The sequence below is a fragment of the Saccharopolyspora erythraea NRRL 2338 genome (assembly GCF_000062885.1).
Classification (GTDB): Bacteria; Actinomycetota; Actinomycetes; order Mycobacteriales; family Pseudonocardiaceae; genus Saccharopolyspora_D; species Saccharopolyspora_D erythraea.
Genome location: NC_009142.1, coordinates 444,153 through 460,223, shown reverse-complemented (window position 1 = coordinate 460,223; position 16,071 = coordinate 444,153). Strand labels below are relative to the sequence as shown.

The window sequence follows — 16,071 nt, the reverse complement described above, 5'->3', positions numbered from 1 at the left end:
CGAGAACGCCCCTATCGCGGTGCCGCGTTCAGTTCGCCTTGTGGTACTGCTCCACCACGTCCGCGGGGATACGCCCGCGGTCGGAGACCTTCAGACCCCGCTTCCTGGCCCATTCCCGAATGGCCTGGTTCTGCTCCCGGTCCGCGCTCGTGGAACCACCGGCCGACCGGCCGGCACCGGGACGCGGGCCCGGCTTCTTGCGACCGCCCGCACGACGCGCGCTGGAGACGTAGTTCGCCAGGGCGTCCCTCAACTCGGTCGCATTATCGTTGGAAAGGTCGATCTGGTAGGACACGCCGTCCAACGCGAACTCGACGGTTTCATCGGCCTGCCCGCCGTCCAGATCGTCGACAAGGGTGACCGTGACCTTCTGTGCCATCTCGGAAGTCCTCCCCGGAGTTATTAGCAATAACGGGACGTCGGTCAGCTCCGTTCGAGTGCACCAATATCCGTCGCCGAGTCATTCTGAGGGGTAGGTTAGCGCAGTAACTGCGCTAACGCACTCACCCCGGCGAGGAAAATTCTGCCGACCCCCGGCCGGACGGGTCATTCCGGACGGACCAGCGGGAACAGGATCGTCTCCCGGATACCGAGGCCGGTCAACGCCATCAACAAGCGGTCGATACCCATTCCGACGCCGCCGCTGGGTGGCATTCCGTACTCGAGCGCCCGCAGAAAGTCCTCGTCGACGTGCATGGCCTCCTCGTCGCCGGAAGCCGCCAGCCTGGCCTGTTCCTCCAACCGGGCGCGCTCGACGACCGGGTCCACCAGTTCGGAGTAGCCGGTCGCCAGCTCGAATCCCCGGGTGTAGAGGTCCCATTTCTCGGCCACACCGGGCTCGCTGCGGTGCTGGCGGGTCAGCGGCGCGGTCTCCAGCGGGAAGTCGCGCACGAAGGTCGGGGCGTACAAATGATCGCCCACCAGGTGTTCCCACAGCTCCTCGACGAGCTTTCCGTGCCCGTGGGCCGGGTCGGTCTGCAAACCGACCGAGTCGGCGTGCTTGCGCAGGACCTCCACCGGGGTTTCCGGGGTGATCTCCGAATCCAGGGCCTCGGACAACGAACCGTACATCGTGACCGACGACCACTCGCCGGACAAGTCGTACTCGGTGCCGTCGAACCAGGTCACCACCTGCGAACCGGTGAGCGCCTCGGCGGCCTCCTGCACCAGCTGCCTGGTCAGCCGGGCCATCCCGTCGTAATCGGAGTACGCCTGGTAGAACTCCAACATGGCGAACTCCGGCGAGTGGGAAGAATCACTTCCCTCGTTGCGGAAGTTCCGGTTGATCTCGAAAACCTTCTCGATGCCGCCCACCACGCAGCGCTTGAGATACAGCTCCGGCGCGATGCGCAGATACAGCTCCATGTCGAAGGCGTTGGAATGCGTCACGAACGGGCGAGCCGCGGCACCGCCGTGCAGGGTCTGCAACATCGGGGTCTCGACCTCGATGAAACCCCGGCGCTGGAAGGAATCCCGCAGCGACCGCTGCACGGTCGCCCTGGTTCGCACGGTGTCGGCGGCCTGCTTGCGCACGATCAGGTCGACGTAGCGCTGCCGGACCCGGGTCTCGTCGCCGAGCTCCTTGTGCGCCACCGGCAGCGGGCGCAGCGTCTTGGCCGCCAGCCGCCACTCGTCGGCCATCACCGACAGCTCGCCGCGGCGGGAGGTGATGACCTCGCCGTGCACGAAGACGTGGTCGCCGAGGTCGACGTCGCTCTTCCAGGAGGCCAGCGCGTCCTCGCCGACCTGCTTGAGGCTGAGCATCGCCTGCAGTTCGGTGCCGTCGCCGCCGCGGAGCGTGGCGAAGCAGAGTTTTCCGGTGTTGCGCAGGAACATCACCCGGCCCGCGACACCGACCTGGTCCCCGGTGTAGGTGTCCGGGGCGAGGTCGGGGTGGGCGGCGCGCACCTCGGCCAGGGTGTGCGTGATCGGCAGATTCACCGGATAGGGGTCGACACCCCCGGCCAGCATTCGCTCCCGCTTCTCCCGCCGGACCCGGAGCTGTTCGGGCAGGTCGTCGACGCCCTCGGCGTCCGCGGCGGTGGGGATGGAACGGTCCTGGTCAGTCACGGGCAACAAGGGTACGTACCTGCTCACGGCGACTTGACACCAGGCGTCCGACCGCGCTCGATGCCGCGGGCCGCCGCGCGGCGGCGGTGTCAGGAACCGAAGTTGCGGTCGTACACCAGGCGCAGGCCCAGCAGGGTCAGGTCAGGCACGTGGTGGGAGATGGTGTCGGACTCGGTCACCACCAGCGGCGCCAGCCCGCCGGTGCCGATCACCGTCGTCGGCCCGCCGTGGGTGGACTCCAGCTCCGCCACGATGCGGCGCACCAGGCCGTCCACCTGGCCGGCGAACCCGTAGAGGATGCCCGACTGGAGGCACTCCACGGTGTTCTTGCCGATCACCGAGCGCGGCCGCACCAGCTCGACCTTGCGCAGCTGCGCCGCGCGGGAGGCCAGCGCGTCCAGCGAGATCTCGATGCCGGGCGCGAACGCGCCGCCGAGGAACTCGCCCTTGGCCGAGATGGCGTCGATGTTGGTCGAGGTGCCGAAGTCCACGACCACGCAGTTCGTCGCGTGCAGGTGGTGGGCGGCCAGCGTGTTGATCACCCGGTCCGCCCCCACCTCCTTCGGGTTGTCCACCAGCAGCGGGACCCCGGTGCGCACGCCCGGCTCGACGACCACCCGCGGCACGTCGGTCCAGTAGCGGCCGAGCATCACCCGCAGCTCGCGCAGCAGCGACGGCACCGTGGACAGCGCCGAGATGCCGGTGATCCGGTCGGCGTAGGAGCCGAGGAGCCCGCGCACGGTCAGCGCGAGCTCGTCGGCGGTCATCCGCGGCTCGGTGCGCATCCGCCAGTCGCGGACCAGCACCGGGTCGGCGCCCTCCGCCGGTTCGTCGGCGTAGAGACCGAGCACGATGTTGGTGTTACCGACGTCGATGGCGAGCAGCACCGTCGTCCCTTCCCTCAGCGTGTCGTGCGGGGCGCCGGCCGCCCGCGTGGCGTCGATCAGTGCTCCGGCTGCTGGAGCAGGGCGTCGAGCTTGGCCGCGTCGTCGGTCTCGGCGGCGGCCTCGGTGATCGCCGAGGTGACCGAGGCGGCCGTGCCGGCCAGCCCGGAGCCCGCCGGGGCGTGGCCCGGGTCCTGGCCGCGCTCGACGATCCTGTTGTCGGCGTCGACGAAGATCACCTTCGGCCGCACCGACCGCGCCTCCAGCTCGTCCATCACCCCGTAGGAGATCAGGATCACCAGGTCGCCGGGCTCGATCAGGTGCGCGGCGGCGCCGTTGATGCCGATCACGCCCGAGCCGCGCTCGCCGGTGATCACGTAGGTCTCCAGCCGCGCGCCGTTGGTGACGTCGACGATCGCCACCTGCTCGCCTTCGAGCAGGTCGGCGGCGTCCATCAGGTCGGCGTCAACGGTGACCGACCCGACGTAGTGCAGGTCGGCCTGGGTGACCGTGGCTCGGTGGATCTTGGACTTCAGCATCGTGCGGAACATCGCAGACCTCCTTCGGGGGGAGCCGGACCGCTGGCCGGGTATCGGGGGTGGCTCAGGGCCGGCTGTCGCCCTGGTCGCCGAGCAGCACCAGGGCGTTGTCGATCAGTCTGGTCTCGCCGACCTTCGCCGCGACCAGCAACCGGGCCTCGCCCTCGGCGGGGGCGGCGCCGAGTTCGGTGTCCCGTAGTTCCAGGTAGTCCAGCCGCACCAGCGGCTCGGTGGCCAGCACCTCGCGGGCGGCCCGCAGCACCGCCTCCGCCCCCTCGCGGCCCGCGTGCGCGCCCGCGGCCAGCGCCGCCGACAGCGCGAGCGCGGCCCCGCGCTCCTCCTCGCTGAGGTAGACGTTGCGCGAGGAGAGGGCGAGCCCGTCGGGCGCCCGCACGATCGGGATGCCCTGGATCGCGGTGTCGATGTTCAGCTCGCGCGCCATCCGCCGGATGAGCACCAGCTGCTGGTAGTCCTTCTCGCCGAACAGCGCCAGGTCGGGGCGGACGATGCCGAGCAGCTTCGCCACGATGGTCAGCACCCCGGCGAAGTGCCCCGGCCTGCTGGCGCCCTCGAGCTCGTCGCCCAGCGGACCGGGGTGGACGGTGATCTGCGGGTCCGGGCCGTAGACGTCGTCGCGGTCCGGGGCGAAGACCAGCTCCACGCCCTCGGCGCGGCACGCCTCGACGTCGGTCTCGAAGGTGCGCGGGTAGCTGGTGAAGTCCTCGCCGGGCCCGAACTGCAGCGGGTTCACGAAGATCGACACGACCACGACGCTGTTGGAGTCGCGGCGCGCGCGGCGGATGAGCTCCAGGTGGCCCTCGTGCAGCGCGCCCATCGTGGGCACCAGCGTGATCCTGCGCCCGGTCGCCCGCAGCGCCCGGGTGACCTTGGCCAGCTCGTCGGGGTGGTGGTGCACGGTCAGCGCGCCCGGGGCGAAGCCCGGACCCGCGCCGACCCTCTCGGGTGCGGTCATCGCAGCTCCTCGGCGGCTCGGGGAACACCCGCGCGAGGGGTGTCGTTCAGCGGACGCCCGGACGGGTGGCTCACGGCTCCCCTTCCAGCGCGTCGCGCACGTCGGATGCCATGTCGGCGCGCAGCACGCCCGAACGCACGGCGCGCTCGGCGGTCCGCTTCGCCAGCGCCCGGTAGCCGGGCACCGCGTCGGGGTCGTCGTCGTTGAGCGCCGCCAGGTGCGCGCGCACCGTGCCCGCGTCGCCGCGCATCACCGGGCCGGTGATGGCGCGGTCGCCGAAGCGCAGCGCGTTGTCCAGCGACGCCGACAGGATCGGCGCCATCACCCGGTCGGGGATCTCGACCCCGGCGTCGCGCAGCAGGTCCGCGCAGTCGTTGACCAGGGTGATCAGGTGGTTGGCGCCGTGGGTCAGCGCGGCGTGGTAGAGCCCGCGCGCCTGCTCGGGAACCCGGACCGGCTCCATGCCCAGCTCCAGCGCCAGGGCCTCGGCGACGCTCCAGCCCGCCTCGTCCTCGCCCACCGCGGTCACCGCCATGCAGGCCGTCGCCAGGCGCTCGACGTCCTCGGCGCGACCGGTGAAGGTCATGGCCGGGTGCAGCGCCAGCGACAGCGCGCCGATCTCGGTGGCCGCCGAAAGCACGCCGGCACCGTGCGCGCCGCAGGTGTGGACCACGATCTGCCCCGCGCGCAGCGATCCGGTGGCGACCAGACCGCGCGTCAGACCGGCGATCGCGTCGTCGGGCACCGCCAGCAGCACCAGGTCGGCCTGCGCGGCGACGTCGTCGGGCGGCAGCACCGGCACGTCCGGCAGCAGTTCCTCGGCCCGCCGCAGCGACGCGGCCGAAACTCCGGACACCGCGACGACCTGGTGCCCCGCGCGGTGCAGAGCCGCGCCGAGCACGGCACCGACCCTCCCCGCGGAGATCACTCCGACGCGGAGCCGGGGGCCTTCTCCGCGCCGAGGCGGGCGACCAGCAGCCACGTTCGTCCTCCCAACCGTTCCAGTCCCGTCTGCCGGGTACCGGACAGCAGCGCGAGAGTAGCCCGAAAACATCCGCGCCGTGCCACCCGGGTGGCGCGACGCACAGCGGCGCCCCGGCGGATGCGGCTGACGTCGCGGGGCCGCCGGTCAGCCGCCCGGCGGCGGAACCGGCCCGTTCTCCGGCGGACGACGCGACCCGTGCTCGGGCGGCACCGCACCGCGCGGCGCCTGGCCGGGACCGCGCTCCTGCGGCGGCGGGACCTGGCGGTGGTCCCTGGCCCGGCCCTGGGCCTGGGGCTGGTGCGGGCCACGCTCCTGGGAGGGGAACGGCGGGACCTGGTCCTGGGACGGGAACCGGCCTTGGTCCTGCGACGGGAACGGGGCCTGGTCCTGAGACGGAAACGGCGGGACCTGGTCCTGAGACGGGAACGGCGGGACCTGGTCCTGGGACGGGAACCGGCCTTGGTCCTGCGACGGGAACGGGCCGTGGTCCGGGGAGGCGTGGTGCGGCCCGCGCTCCTGCGCGGGCACCGGCCCCTGGCCCTGCGCCGGAGGCGTTCCGTGGATCGGCGGGCCGACCGGAGTGCTCCGCTTCGGACGCACCGGCCCCTCCGACCGGCGCGGGCGCTTGAGGTTGAGCTGGGTCAGCTCGTGGATCTTGATCCGCGCGGTCTGGATCGCCTGCTGGCTGCCCGCGGCCGACCGCCGCGCGTGCTTGAGGTCCTCGATCAGCTTCTCCCGCCGCGCCCGGCGGACGGCGCTGGTGGTGCGCCCCTCGGACGCGCGGTGCTGGAGGAACGCCAGCTCGGTGACGGCGATCTGGTAGTCGCGGACCGCCTTGGCGGCATCGCCGCCCGCGCTGCGGCGGACCTTGCGCAGCCAGCCCCGGCGCCCGGCCAGGCTCGCCAGCATCTCGACCTCGCTGCGCACGATCAGCCCGGCGCGCTGCAGCACCGGGAGCTGCTCGGCGACGATCCGCTGCTCGCGCTTGCGCTGCCAGAGCACGATCCACCCGGTGCCGAAGAAGATCGGAACCATGAACAGGAAGTAGATGTTGAGGAACTCGACCCCGCCGAGCAGCGTCGACGCGTTCCAGACCGCGTGCAGCACCACGGCGGCGAGGAACCCGAACACCGGCCACAGCACCCGCATCCGGCCGTTGGTGGTCCGCGAGGCGAGACCGATCCCGATACCGACCATCGCGGTGAACAGCGGGTGCGAGAACGGCGCGAGCACCCCGCGCAGGATGAACACCGCGACCACGCCGCCGCTGACGCCGCCGAGGCCGCCCTCGGCGAAGGCCTTGCCGAAGTACAGGATGTTCTCGGTGAAGGCGAAGCCCGCCGCGGTCAGCGCCGCGTAGACGATGCCGTCGACCATCCCGTTGAACTCGGCCCGGCGGCGGAACCACAGGCCCACCACGAACAGCGCCTTGGCGGCCTCCTCCACCAGTGGCGCCATCACGGCCAGGCTGAAGAAGCGGTGGTCGTTGGCCCCCAGCAGCAGGTCACCCAGCCCGGTGACGGCGTCGTTGAGCATCAGCGCGCACGCGGTGGCTCCCCCTGCTCCCCACAGGAACGCGCCGAGCAGCAGGAGCGGCGGCTCCGGCTCCCAGCGGTCGATCCACACGATCGCGGCGAAGACCACCCCGACCGGCAGCAGCGCGGCGACCGCGCCTACGAGAGCGGGCAGCGATCCGACTCTGGAGGTCGTCACGCCGACCATCACCAGGCCGCAGATCCCGAGCACGATCAGGCCCGCGATCGGCCACCCGACGACGTGGTGCTTGCGGGTCTGGAGCCGGCGCGCCCCGGAGAGGTCGGGCGCCGGCTCCCGAAGATCAGGAGTGGACACGACAAAACCCTAAAACGCCGAGCCGTCCACCGGCATCGGACCGTCGGTTGCCGTCATTCCTTCCGGCGGCGCCTGCGCTTGGTCCCGCCGGAGCCCCCGTAGGCGGCCAGCAGCTCGTCCACCGACGTCCCCTCGGCGTGCGCACCCGCATCCACCTGCGGAGATGGCTCCTCGGCGGCCTTGGGTGCCTGCACCTTGCGGGTCGATTCGGCGGCCGGAGCCTCTCTACCCGATCGGGCCTGCTGGCCGGAACGCGCACCGGCGGGGTCCGGACGCTCGTACTGCGGCTTCTCCCGCCGGGCGGGCGCCGGGTGCGCGGCGTGAGTCTCGTTGCGCGCGGGCTGGGGCTTCGGGCGCGGGGGACGGCTGGGCCTGCGGCGCTGCTCGTCCCGCGGCGGCTCGCCGCCGAGGCGGCTGATCAGCTCGGTGTTCTGCGCGCCGCCCGACTGCCCGCTGGCGCCTCCCGCCGCGGGGATGGGGTCGGTGACCGGCGTGGAGCCGCCACCCGCGCCGCCCCGTTTCCCGCCGGCGGGCGTCGTCCCGGCCCCGTTGCCCGGAGCCGCGCCCTGGACCGGAGCCGCACCGCCGGCCGCAGCCGACCCCGCGCTGTTGGGTGTCCCCGGGCCGTTGGCCGACACCGTGCCGTTGACGGTCGTGGGCGGGACGCTCCCGGCGGGGGCCGCCGGCCCTGCCGTGCCGCCCGCCTGCGTGATGACGCCACCGGTGAGCCTGCCGTTGACGTGTCCGCCGGGCCCCGAGGTCAGCTCGCGGCCCCAGCTCTGCTGGATCGACGTGCTCTGCGCGCCGGTCGCGCCGTTCTCGGTCAGCGACCGCACCCTGGTCGACTCCGCCCGCAGCGCGACCCGCTCGAACAGGACGTCACCGCCGAGCATCTGCTCCAGGCTCTCCCGCAGGTTGCGCAGCTCGGTCTTGAGCGCCTGGATCTCGCTGTCGGACTCCTCGGCGACCCGGCGGCGCGCCTCGGCCTCGGCCTCCAGCTCGAACTCGCGGCGGGCCGCCACCTCGCGTTCCAGCTCCAGCTCGTAGATGCGTTGCTGCTCGGCGGCGCGTTCGGCGTCCTCGGCCGCGCGTCCCCGCAGGCGCGCCACCGCGAAGGCCGCGATCAGCGCCGCCCACAGCGCCGCGACCAGGCCGAGCTTGAGCAGCCGGGAGTCGTCGCTGAGCACGAGGACCGCGGTAGCGGCCGCGGCGAGGAAAACCGCACCGACCCACAGCGCCGTCGCACGCCCGTCTCGCGACGCGGATTCGGTACTGCCACGGTCGGACATGCGCACCACGGTACCGGGCGTTTATCTGTTCGAGACCTGGAGGCGAACAACGCGGCTCCACATTGGTCTGATCGGCCCACGCGAGAACACCCGATCAACGCATCCGAACGCGCCCGGTTTCCCGCGCATCGGCCGCCGATCCTCGTCCCCGCGCACCGGCCGTTCAGCCCTCGTCGGAGAGCACCTGCGGTTCAGTCCTCGTCGTCGAGCGGTTCCTCGGGCTCGTCCGGGTTGCGCAGGCAGTGCTCCAGCCACAACCCCGCCGCGACCAGCGCGGCCGCGCTGACCAGCCCGATCACCGCCGCGACGGTGTCGGCGCCGGCCGCCTGCACGGTCCCGCGCTCCGGCAGCAGGTAGGCCAGCAGGCCGACCCACACACCGCCCATGATCGCCCCGGCCAGCGACGACGCCTTCGCCAGCGCCACCGCGCGCGCCGCCGTCAGCGGGTCGACCGGCTCGGTACCCGGCTTGCGCTTGAGCCGCGGACGCATGGTCAGCGCGAACACGACGTCGATCAGCGCGATCAGCAGCAGGGTCGCCCCGGCGAACGTCGGCAGCTGCGGCAGCACCCCGTAGGCCATCCGGACGAGCAGGTAGACCAGGACCGCCGCGACCAGGGCAGCCGCCACCAGTTGCCGCGGTTTGGTGAAGGACATGTGTTCTCCGTGCTGCGGGTCCACGCCACAAGCATCCCACCCGCACCGCCGCTGACGGCAACGGCGGAGAATCAGCGCTTGAGTCTCCCCCTGCTGGAGGGTCGAAGGTGCTTTGACGTGGACGACACCAGGCTCTACACGATCGGCGAACTCGCCAGGCGCACCGGCCTGCCGGTGAAGACGATCCGGTTCTACGCCGACAGCGGCGTGGTGCCGCCCACCGACCGCACGCACTCGGGTTACCGCCTATACGACGTCTCGGCGATCTCGAAGCTGGAACTGGTCCGCACGCTGCGCGAGCTGGGGGCCGGTCTGGACGAGGTCCGCAGCGTCCTGGAGCGCGAGACCACGCTGCCGAAGCTGGCCGAAGCACATCTCGCACTGCTGGAACAGCAGATGCGCCTGCTGCGGACCCGCCGGGCGGTGCTGCGCGCGGTCGTGAAGCTACGCCGCACGACCGAAGAGGTGAGACTCATGCACAAGCTGGCCAAGATGTCGGACTCCGAGCGCAACCGGCTCATCGACGAGTTCTGGGACGAGATGACCGAGGGGCTCAACATCAACCCCGACTTCGCCGAGTGGATGCGTTCGGCCAAGCCCAACCTGCCCGAGGACCCGTCGACCGAGCAGGTCGAGGCGTGGATCGAGCTCGCGGAGCTGGTCGCCGACCCGGACTTCCGGCACCTGGTGCGCAGCGCCTCCCAGGAGCACTCCGACCGTAGGGACGCCGGGGAGACGATGAGCGGTCCGGCGCCGGAGGACGCCCACAAGTGGTGGGAGGTCACCGACCAGGCGCGACAGGCCGCCGAGGCGGGGACGTCGCCGGAGGGGCCGGAGGCCGCGGCGCTCGTGGCGCGGATCGTCGAGCTGTCGACGGAGGAGTACGGCAAGCCGGACTCGGCGGAGTTCCGCAACTGGCTGGCCGACTACTACCAGCAGCACGACGAGCGGCTCTCCCGCTACTGGGAGCTGATGGCCACGATCAACGGCTGGCCGCAGCACCCGAACACCGAGGCCAGCTCGAAGTGGCTCGCCGCCGCCCTGCGCGCGTCGGCCGAGTAGCGGGGAACAGGGCCGCCGCGCTCGGCGGCCCTGTTCCACTTCGGACAACCCGCTTCGTTCAGCCTGACGGCCGCAGATCCAGGTCGGCGCGCAGCCGGACCCCGGACACCTCGTCCTCCGGCAGCGCCGCGAGCAGCGCCGCGATCGGACCGCGACCAGGAAGCTGCGCCTCCGGGTCGATCGAGTGCCACGGGATCAGCACGGTCGCCCGGCTGGGCGTGCCGGGGTGCGGCAGCAGCAGCTCCGGGTCGTCGCTGCGGACGTCGTCGACCGACACCACGTCCACGTCCAGCGTCCGCGGGCCCCAGCGCCGCTCCCGCACGCGCTCGGCGGCGCGCTCCAACTCCTGCCCGCGCCGCAGCCAGCCCCACTCGTCGACGCCGGCCGACTCCACGACGATGACCGCGTTGAGGAAGTCCGGCTGGTCGGTCACACCCCAGGGCGCGGTCTCGTACACCGGCGACGCCGCGACCAGCACGTCGGAGAAGCCCTCGACGGCCAGCCGCAGGTGCGCCAGCCGGTCACCGAGGTTCGACCCCAACGACAGCACTGCCCTGCTCACCGCGACCTCCCCGCTACCGGCTCAGGCCGGGACGACGTTGCCGCGCCCGCCGCGGCGCGAACGCCGGATCGTCACCGCGACGTCGGCGAAGCTCAGCGGGATCGGCGCGGACGGCTTGTGGATGGTGACCTCGGCGGCGTGCGCGCGCCCGTCGGTCATGATGTCGTCGGCGATCTCGGCGGCCACCGTCTCGATCAGGTCGCGCGAGGGGCCCCCGACGATCGCCGCCGCGCGCTCGGCCATCTCCCCGTAGTGCAGCGTCTGCGCGAGGTCGTCGTCGGCGGCCGCGCCCGCCAGGTCGATCCACACCGTGATGTCGACGAGGAAGTCCTGCCCGTCGCGCTTCTCGTGGTCGAACACGCCGTGGTTGCCGCGGACCTTCAAGCCGGTCAGGGTGATCCGGTCAGCCACCGAGCTCTCCTCCGCTGTTCCACGCGGCGGTCACCGCGACCGCGTCCAACGAGGCGACGACGTCGTGCACCCGCACGCCCCAAGCCCCCCGGTCGGCTGCCAGCGCCGAGACCACGGCGGTGGCGGTCTCACGCCCTGCGGGCGGCCTCGGGTTGCCATCGGCGTCGGCGAGCAGTCTGCCGAGGAACCGCTTGCGCGAAGCTCCAACCAGCACCGGGAACCCGAGGTCGACCAGCACCTCCAGCCGCTGAAGCAGGAGCCAGTCGTCGGCGCCGGTCTTGGCGAAGCCCAGACCGGGGTCCAGCACGATGGCGTCTTCGGAGACCCCGGCCTCCAGTGCGACATCGACCTGCCGCCTCAGCTCGTCGCGCACCTCGGTGACGACGTCGGTGTAGACGGCCAGCGAGTTCATGTTCTTGCTGTGGCCGCGCCAGTGCATCAGCACCCACGGCACCCCGGTCTCGGCGGCGACCTTGGCCATGTCGGGGTCGGCGAGGCCGCCGGAGACGTCGTTGATCACCGTCGCCCCGGCCCGCACCGTCGCCGCCGCGACCCGCGCCCGCGTGGTGTCCACGCTGACCGGCACGCCCTGGGCGACCAGCTCGGTGACCACCGGCAGCACCCGGTCGATCTCGGTTTCGGCGTCGACCCGCTCCGAACCCGGCCGGGTCGACTCACCGCCCACGTCGACGATGTCGGCGCCCGCGCGGTGCATCTCCACGCCGTGCGCCACCGCGGCCGCGCGGTCGAGGTAGCGGCCGCCGTCGGAGAACGAGTCCGGTGTCACGTTCAGCACGCCCATGACCGCGCACCGGCGCGGGTTCGGCAGCTTGGGATGCATCACGTGCCCCTGATCAGCGAGAGCGCCTCGGACCGCGACGACGCGGAGCTGCGGAAGATCCCGCGCACCGCCGAGGTCGTGGTCATCGAACCCGCCTTGCGGATGCCGCGCATGCCCATGCACAGGTGCTCGGCCTCGATCACGACGATCACCCCGCGCGGCTCCAGCCTGCGCATCAGCGCGTCGGCGACCTGCGAGGTGAGCCGCTCCTGCACCTGCGGGCGCTTGGCGTAGAGATCCACCAGCCGGGCCAGCTTCGACAGCCCCGTGACCCGGCCCTTCTCGTTCGGGATGTACCCGACGTGGGCGACCCCGTGGAACGGCAGGAGGTGGTGCTCGCACTGGCTGTACATCGGGATCTCGCGGACCAGGACGAGTTCCTCGTGGGCCTCGTCGAAGGTGCGGTCCAGGACCTGGTCCGGATCGGTGTAGAGCCCCGCGAAGAGCTCCCGGTACGCGCGCGCGACGCGCGCCGGGGTTTCGCGCAGGCCCTCGCGGTCGGGGTCCTCCCCCGCCGCGAGCAGCAGCTCCCGGATCGCGGCCTCAGCGCGCTCCTGGTCGAACACCGGGTTGTGAAAAGCCGAACGGCCGGGCCCGGAGTCCTCCTCCGGCCCGACCGGTTCGCCGACCGTGCTGGTCAATTGTCGTTCCTCCACCGGAAACCGGCGGCCCGCGCGCAGCGGGCCGCCGTGTCCGGAGTCAAGCGGCTTTCCATCACCGGTTGGTGCTGGTGCCGTTCCCGTTCTCGTCGGTGGAGTCCGGGCTCTGCCCGGACTGCCCCTCGCCCTGCGCGGGCTGCGCGCCGGGCGTCCCGTTGGAGTCGCCGCCGCCGGGCTGCGACGGCCCGGTCTGCGGCTGCTGGCTCCGCTCCCAGGACGGCACCCAGTTGTACTGGTTGCCACCCTGCTCGGCACCCGAGGGCACGGGCGCACCCGAGGGGGCCGAGCCCGAAGGCGAGGTCGCCGGGGTCCACCCGGGCGGGGCACCATAGTTGGGCGGCACCGCCTGCGGGACCGGCTGGCCGTACTGACCCTGGCCGGGCTGCTGGTAGCCGCCCTGCTGGCCCTGCTGGTGCCCCGGGTTCGGGAACTGCACGGTGCCCGGGTGCTGGCCGTACTGGCCCACGCCGTTGCTCTGCGACGCGTCGCCCTGCTGCTGGCCCGCACCGACCGGAGTGGGCGCCGGGGCAGGCGGCTGCTCGGTGACCGGGGGCCACGGCTCGCCGCGCTCCCTGGCCAGCTCGCCCGGGGTCTTGATCGGGGGCTTCTCCGACGGGGTGCGACCGCCGAAGTCGTTGAACGCGGTGATCCGCGGCCGCTTCTCGACCTTGGTGAAGATGCGCTCCAGGTCCTTGCGGACCAGCGTCTCCTTCTCGATCAGCTCGAGGACGAGCTCGTCGAGCACGTCGCGGTAGGTGTTGAGGATCTCCCACGCCTCGGTGTGCGCCGCCTCGATGAGCTTGCGCACCTCCTCGTCGATCTCGTGGGCGACCTCGAGCGAGTAGTTCGGCTGCTGGCCGGCCGAGCGGCCCAGGAACGGGTCGCCCTCCTCCTTGCCGTACTTCACCGCGCCCAGCCGGGCGGTCATGCCGTACTCGGTGACCATGGCGCGCGCGATCTTGGTGGCCTGCTCGATGTCGCTGGAGGCACCGGTGGTGGGCTCGTGGAACACCAGCTCCTCCGCCGAGCGCCCGCCGAGGGCGAACACCAGCCGGGCGATCATCTCCGACCGGGTCATCATGTCCTTGTCGTCCTCGGGGACGACAAGGGCGTGACCGCCGGTGCGGCCGCGCGGCAGGATCGTGAGCTTGTAGACCGGCTCCAGGTCGGGCATGGCCCACGCGGCCAGCGCGTGCCCGCCCTCGTGGTAGGCGGTGATCTTCTTGTCCCGCTCCGAGATGATCTTGCTCTTGCGGCGGGGACCGCCGATCACCCGGTCGACCGACTCCTCCAGCGCGGCGGCCGTGATGAGCTGGCCGTTCTCCCGCGCGGTGAGCAGCGCGGCCTCGTTGACCACGTTCTCCAGGTCGGCGCCGGAGAAGCCGACGGTGCGCTTGGCCAGGCCGTCGAGGTCGGCGTCCTGCGCCAGCGGCTTGCCCTTGGAGTGCACGCCGAGGATCGCGCGGCGGCCGCGCAGGTCCGGCGCGGACACCGGGATCTGGCGGTCGAAGCGGCCCGGACGCAGCAGCGCGGGGTCGAGGATGTCCGGGCGGTTGGTCGCGGCGATGAGGATGATGCCCCCGCGCGAGTCGAAGCCGTCCATCTCGACCAGGAGCTGGTTCAGCGTCTGCTCGCGCTCGTCGTGACCGCCGCCGAGGCCGGCGCCGCGCTGGCGGCCGACCGCGTCGATCTCGTCGACGAAGACGATGCAGGGGGCGTTCTGCTTGGCCTGCTCGAACAGGTCGCGGACCCGGGAAGCACCGACACCGACGAACATCTCGACGAAGTCGGAACCCGAGATCGAGTAGAACGGCACCCCGGCCTCGCCGGCCACCGCGCGCGCGAGCAGCGTCTTGCCGGTGCCCGGTGGACCGTAGAGCAGCACGCCCTTGGGAATCTTGGCGCCGAGGGCCTGGTAGCGACCCGGGTTCTGCAGGAAGTCCTTGATCTCGTGGAGTTCCTCAACGGCCTCGTCGGCACCGGCGACGTCGCCGAACAACGTCTTGGGCATGTCCTTGGTGAGCTGCTTGGCCTTGGACTTGCCGAAGTTGAGCACGCGGTTGCCGCCGCCCTGGACGTTGTTCATCATCCACATCAGCAGCAGCACCAGCAGGCCGATGGGCACGAGGTAGAACAGCATCTGCACCCAGAACGAGTCCTGGGTGACCTTGGTGTTCCAGCTCGGCACCTGGCCGTTGCGGATCTCCTGCACCACCTGGTCGGTGGCACCGGCGGGGTACTGGGCGATCAGCTCGGAGCTGTTCTCGAAGGTCTGGCCGTCCTTGAGGGTCAGACGAACCCGCTGCTCCTTGTCCTCGATGGTCGCTTCCTTGACCTTGCCCTGAGCGATCTGCTCCAAAGCCTGCGAGGTTGAGACTTCGCGGTAGTTGCGAGTCTCGTCGAAGAGCACGCTGAAGGCATAGATCAGCAGAAACGCCGTCAAGATCCATAGCAGCGGGTTCCGGAGAAGGCGCTTTCGGTCCATTCACTTGCGGCCGTCGGGCGGCCTCGACCCTCCCTGACTGTCACTTCGGGCCACGGCACATTTCGTCACCGCCGTCAACCCCTTCAGACCAGCGTACCGGCCGACGCGACCGCACGACTACGCCGAGCATTACGCAGGACTGCCAGCGTACCCCGCACGATACCGCCGGTGGTGACGCGTGCGGGGTCCTCCAGGCACGAACGGCGATCACGCACCGGAGGTGTAGACCTTCGGATCGAGCGTGCCGATGTAGGGCAGGTCACGGTATCGCTCGGCGTAGTCCAGCCCGTAACCCACCACGAACTCGTTCGGGATGTCGAAACCGACGTAGCGCACCGGCACGTCGACCTGCACCGCGTCCGGCTTGCGCAGCAGCGTGCAGACCTCCAGGGAGGCCGGGTTGCGCGAGGCCAGGTTCTTGAGGAGCCACGACAGCGTGAGGCCGGAGTCGATGATGTCCTCGACGATCACCACGTTGCGGCCGGCGATGTCGCGGTCGAGGTCCTTGAGGATGCGCACCACGCCCGAGGAGGAGGTGGACGAGCCGTAGGAGCTGACGGCCATGAACTCCAGCTGCGCAGGCTGGGGCAGGGCCCTGGCGAAGTCGGTCATGAACATGACCGCGCCCTTGAGCACGCCGACCAGCAGCAGATCGCCCCCTCGACCACCCTGGTAGTCCTCGTCGACCTGCTTGGCCAGCTCGACGACCTTGTCGTTGATCTGCTGCTCGGTGATGAGCACGGAGGCAATGTCGCCCTCGTACACCCCGGATTCCCCTCTCCGCGATTCGGTGAGCGTGCGCGG

General features: G+C 71.5%; 16 protein-coding genes. 1 reads left to right on the top strand and 15 read right to left on the bottom strand.

Annotated elements, in window-relative coordinates:
- Positions 1-28: 28 nt before the first annotated feature.
- The 9 genes from SACE_RS02015 to SACE_RS01975 all read right to left on the bottom strand — a co-directional run bounded on the left by SACE_RS02015 (position 29) and on the right by SACE_RS01975 (position 9,247).
- The gene (locus SACE_RS02015; RefSeq protein ID WP_009946420.1) at positions 29-379 is read right to left on the bottom strand and encodes a histone-like nucleoid-structuring protein Lsr2; all 351 of its coding nucleotides are present in this window, start codon (positions 377-379) and stop codon (positions 29-31) included.
- A 167-nt stretch (positions 380-546) separates the two neighbouring features.
- Entirely contained in the window at positions 547-2,070 is a 1,524-nt protein-coding gene (gene lysS, locus SACE_RS02010; protein WP_009946421.1) for a lysine--tRNA ligase, read from the bottom strand.
- An 89-nt stretch (positions 2,071-2,159) separates the two neighbouring features.
- Positions 2,160-2,957: a type III pantothenate kinase gene (locus SACE_RS02005; RefSeq protein ID WP_009946422.1), complete on the bottom strand. Its 798-nt coding sequence runs from the start codon at positions 2,955-2,957 to the stop codon at positions 2,160-2,162.
- Positions 2,958-3,013: 56 nt separating this feature from the next.
- Positions 3,014-3,505 carry an aspartate 1-decarboxylase gene (gene panD, locus SACE_RS02000; protein ID WP_009946423.1) on the bottom strand — a complete coding sequence of 164 codons (492 nt, stop codon included), beginning with the start codon at positions 3,503-3,505 and terminating at the stop codon, positions 3,014-3,016.
- 52 nt (positions 3,506-3,557) lie between these two features.
- A complete protein-coding gene (gene panC, locus SACE_RS01995; protein ID WP_009946424.1) occupies positions 3,558-4,466 on the bottom strand; it encodes a pantoate--beta-alanine ligase in 909 nt (302 codons plus the stop codon).
- 70 nt (positions 4,467-4,536) lie between these two features.
- Positions 4,537-5,448, bottom strand: a complete 912-nt coding sequence (locus SACE_RS01990) for a Rossmann-like and DUF2520 domain-containing protein (protein WP_044547098.1) — start codon at positions 5,446-5,448, stop codon at positions 4,537-4,539.
- 147 nt (positions 5,449-5,595) lie between these two features.
- Positions 5,596-7,302: a PrsW family intramembrane metalloprotease gene (locus SACE_RS01985; RefSeq protein WP_009946427.1), complete on the bottom strand. Its 1,707-nt coding sequence runs from the start codon at positions 7,300-7,302 to the stop codon at positions 5,596-5,598.
- A gap of 53 nt (positions 7,303-7,355) precedes the next feature.
- Positions 7,356-8,591, bottom strand: coding sequence for a DUF6779 domain-containing protein (locus SACE_RS01980; RefSeq protein ID WP_021341313.1), 1,236 nt, complete (start codon positions 8,589-8,591; stop codon positions 7,356-7,358).
- A gap of 191 nt (positions 8,592-8,782) precedes the next feature.
- Entirely contained in the window at positions 8,783-9,247 is a 465-nt protein-coding gene (locus tag SACE_RS01975; RefSeq protein WP_009946430.1) for a DUF3180 domain-containing protein, read from the bottom strand.
- 117 nt (positions 9,248-9,364) lie between these two features.
- Between SACE_RS01975 and SACE_RS01970 the strand changes: the two genes are divergently transcribed.
- Positions 9,365-10,309, top strand: coding sequence for a MerR family transcriptional regulator (locus SACE_RS01970; RefSeq protein ID WP_009946432.1), 945 nt, complete (start codon positions 9,365-9,367; stop codon positions 10,307-10,309).
- A gap of 58 nt (positions 10,310-10,367) precedes the next feature.
- On the opposite strand, the gene folK is transcribed toward SACE_RS01970, so the two are convergent.
- From folK to hpt, 6 genes are all read right to left on the bottom strand, one after another.
- Positions 10,368-10,871 (bottom strand): 2-amino-4-hydroxy-6-hydroxymethyldihydropteridine diphosphokinase, encoded by a 504-nt coding sequence (gene folK, locus SACE_RS01965; protein ID WP_011873043.1) that lies wholly within the window; start codon positions 10,869-10,871, stop codon positions 10,368-10,370.
- A gap of 21 nt (positions 10,872-10,892) precedes the next feature.
- A complete protein-coding gene (gene folB, locus SACE_RS01960) occupies positions 10,893-11,282 on the bottom strand; it encodes a dihydroneopterin aldolase (RefSeq protein WP_009946434.1) in 390 nt (129 codons plus the stop codon).
- Complete coding sequence (gene folP, locus SACE_RS01955) at positions 11,275-12,123, bottom strand: dihydropteroate synthase (protein ID WP_021341312.1); 849 nt, start codon at positions 12,121-12,123, stop codon at positions 11,275-11,277. The genes folB and folP overlap by 8 nt, the downstream gene beginning before the upstream one ends.
- Complete coding sequence (folE, locus tag SACE_RS01950) at positions 12,123-12,689, bottom strand: GTP cyclohydrolase I FolE (RefSeq protein WP_173401337.1); 567 nt, start codon at positions 12,687-12,689, stop codon at positions 12,123-12,125. Before folE ends, folP begins: the two co-directional genes overlap by 1 nt.
- A 148-nt stretch (positions 12,690-12,837) precedes the next feature.
- Positions 12,838-15,267, bottom strand: a complete 2,430-nt coding sequence (gene ftsH / locus SACE_RS01945) for an ATP-dependent zinc metalloprotease FtsH (RefSeq protein ID WP_031334146.1) — start codon at positions 15,265-15,267, stop codon at positions 12,838-12,840.
- Positions 15,268-15,474: 207 nt separating this feature from the next.
- On the bottom strand, positions 15,475-16,032 hold the full coding sequence (hpt, locus tag SACE_RS01940; protein WP_009946440.1) for a hypoxanthine phosphoribosyltransferase: 558 nt from the start codon (positions 16,030-16,032) through the stop codon (positions 15,475-15,477).
- Between the last annotated feature and the right edge of the window lie 39 nt (positions 16,033-16,071).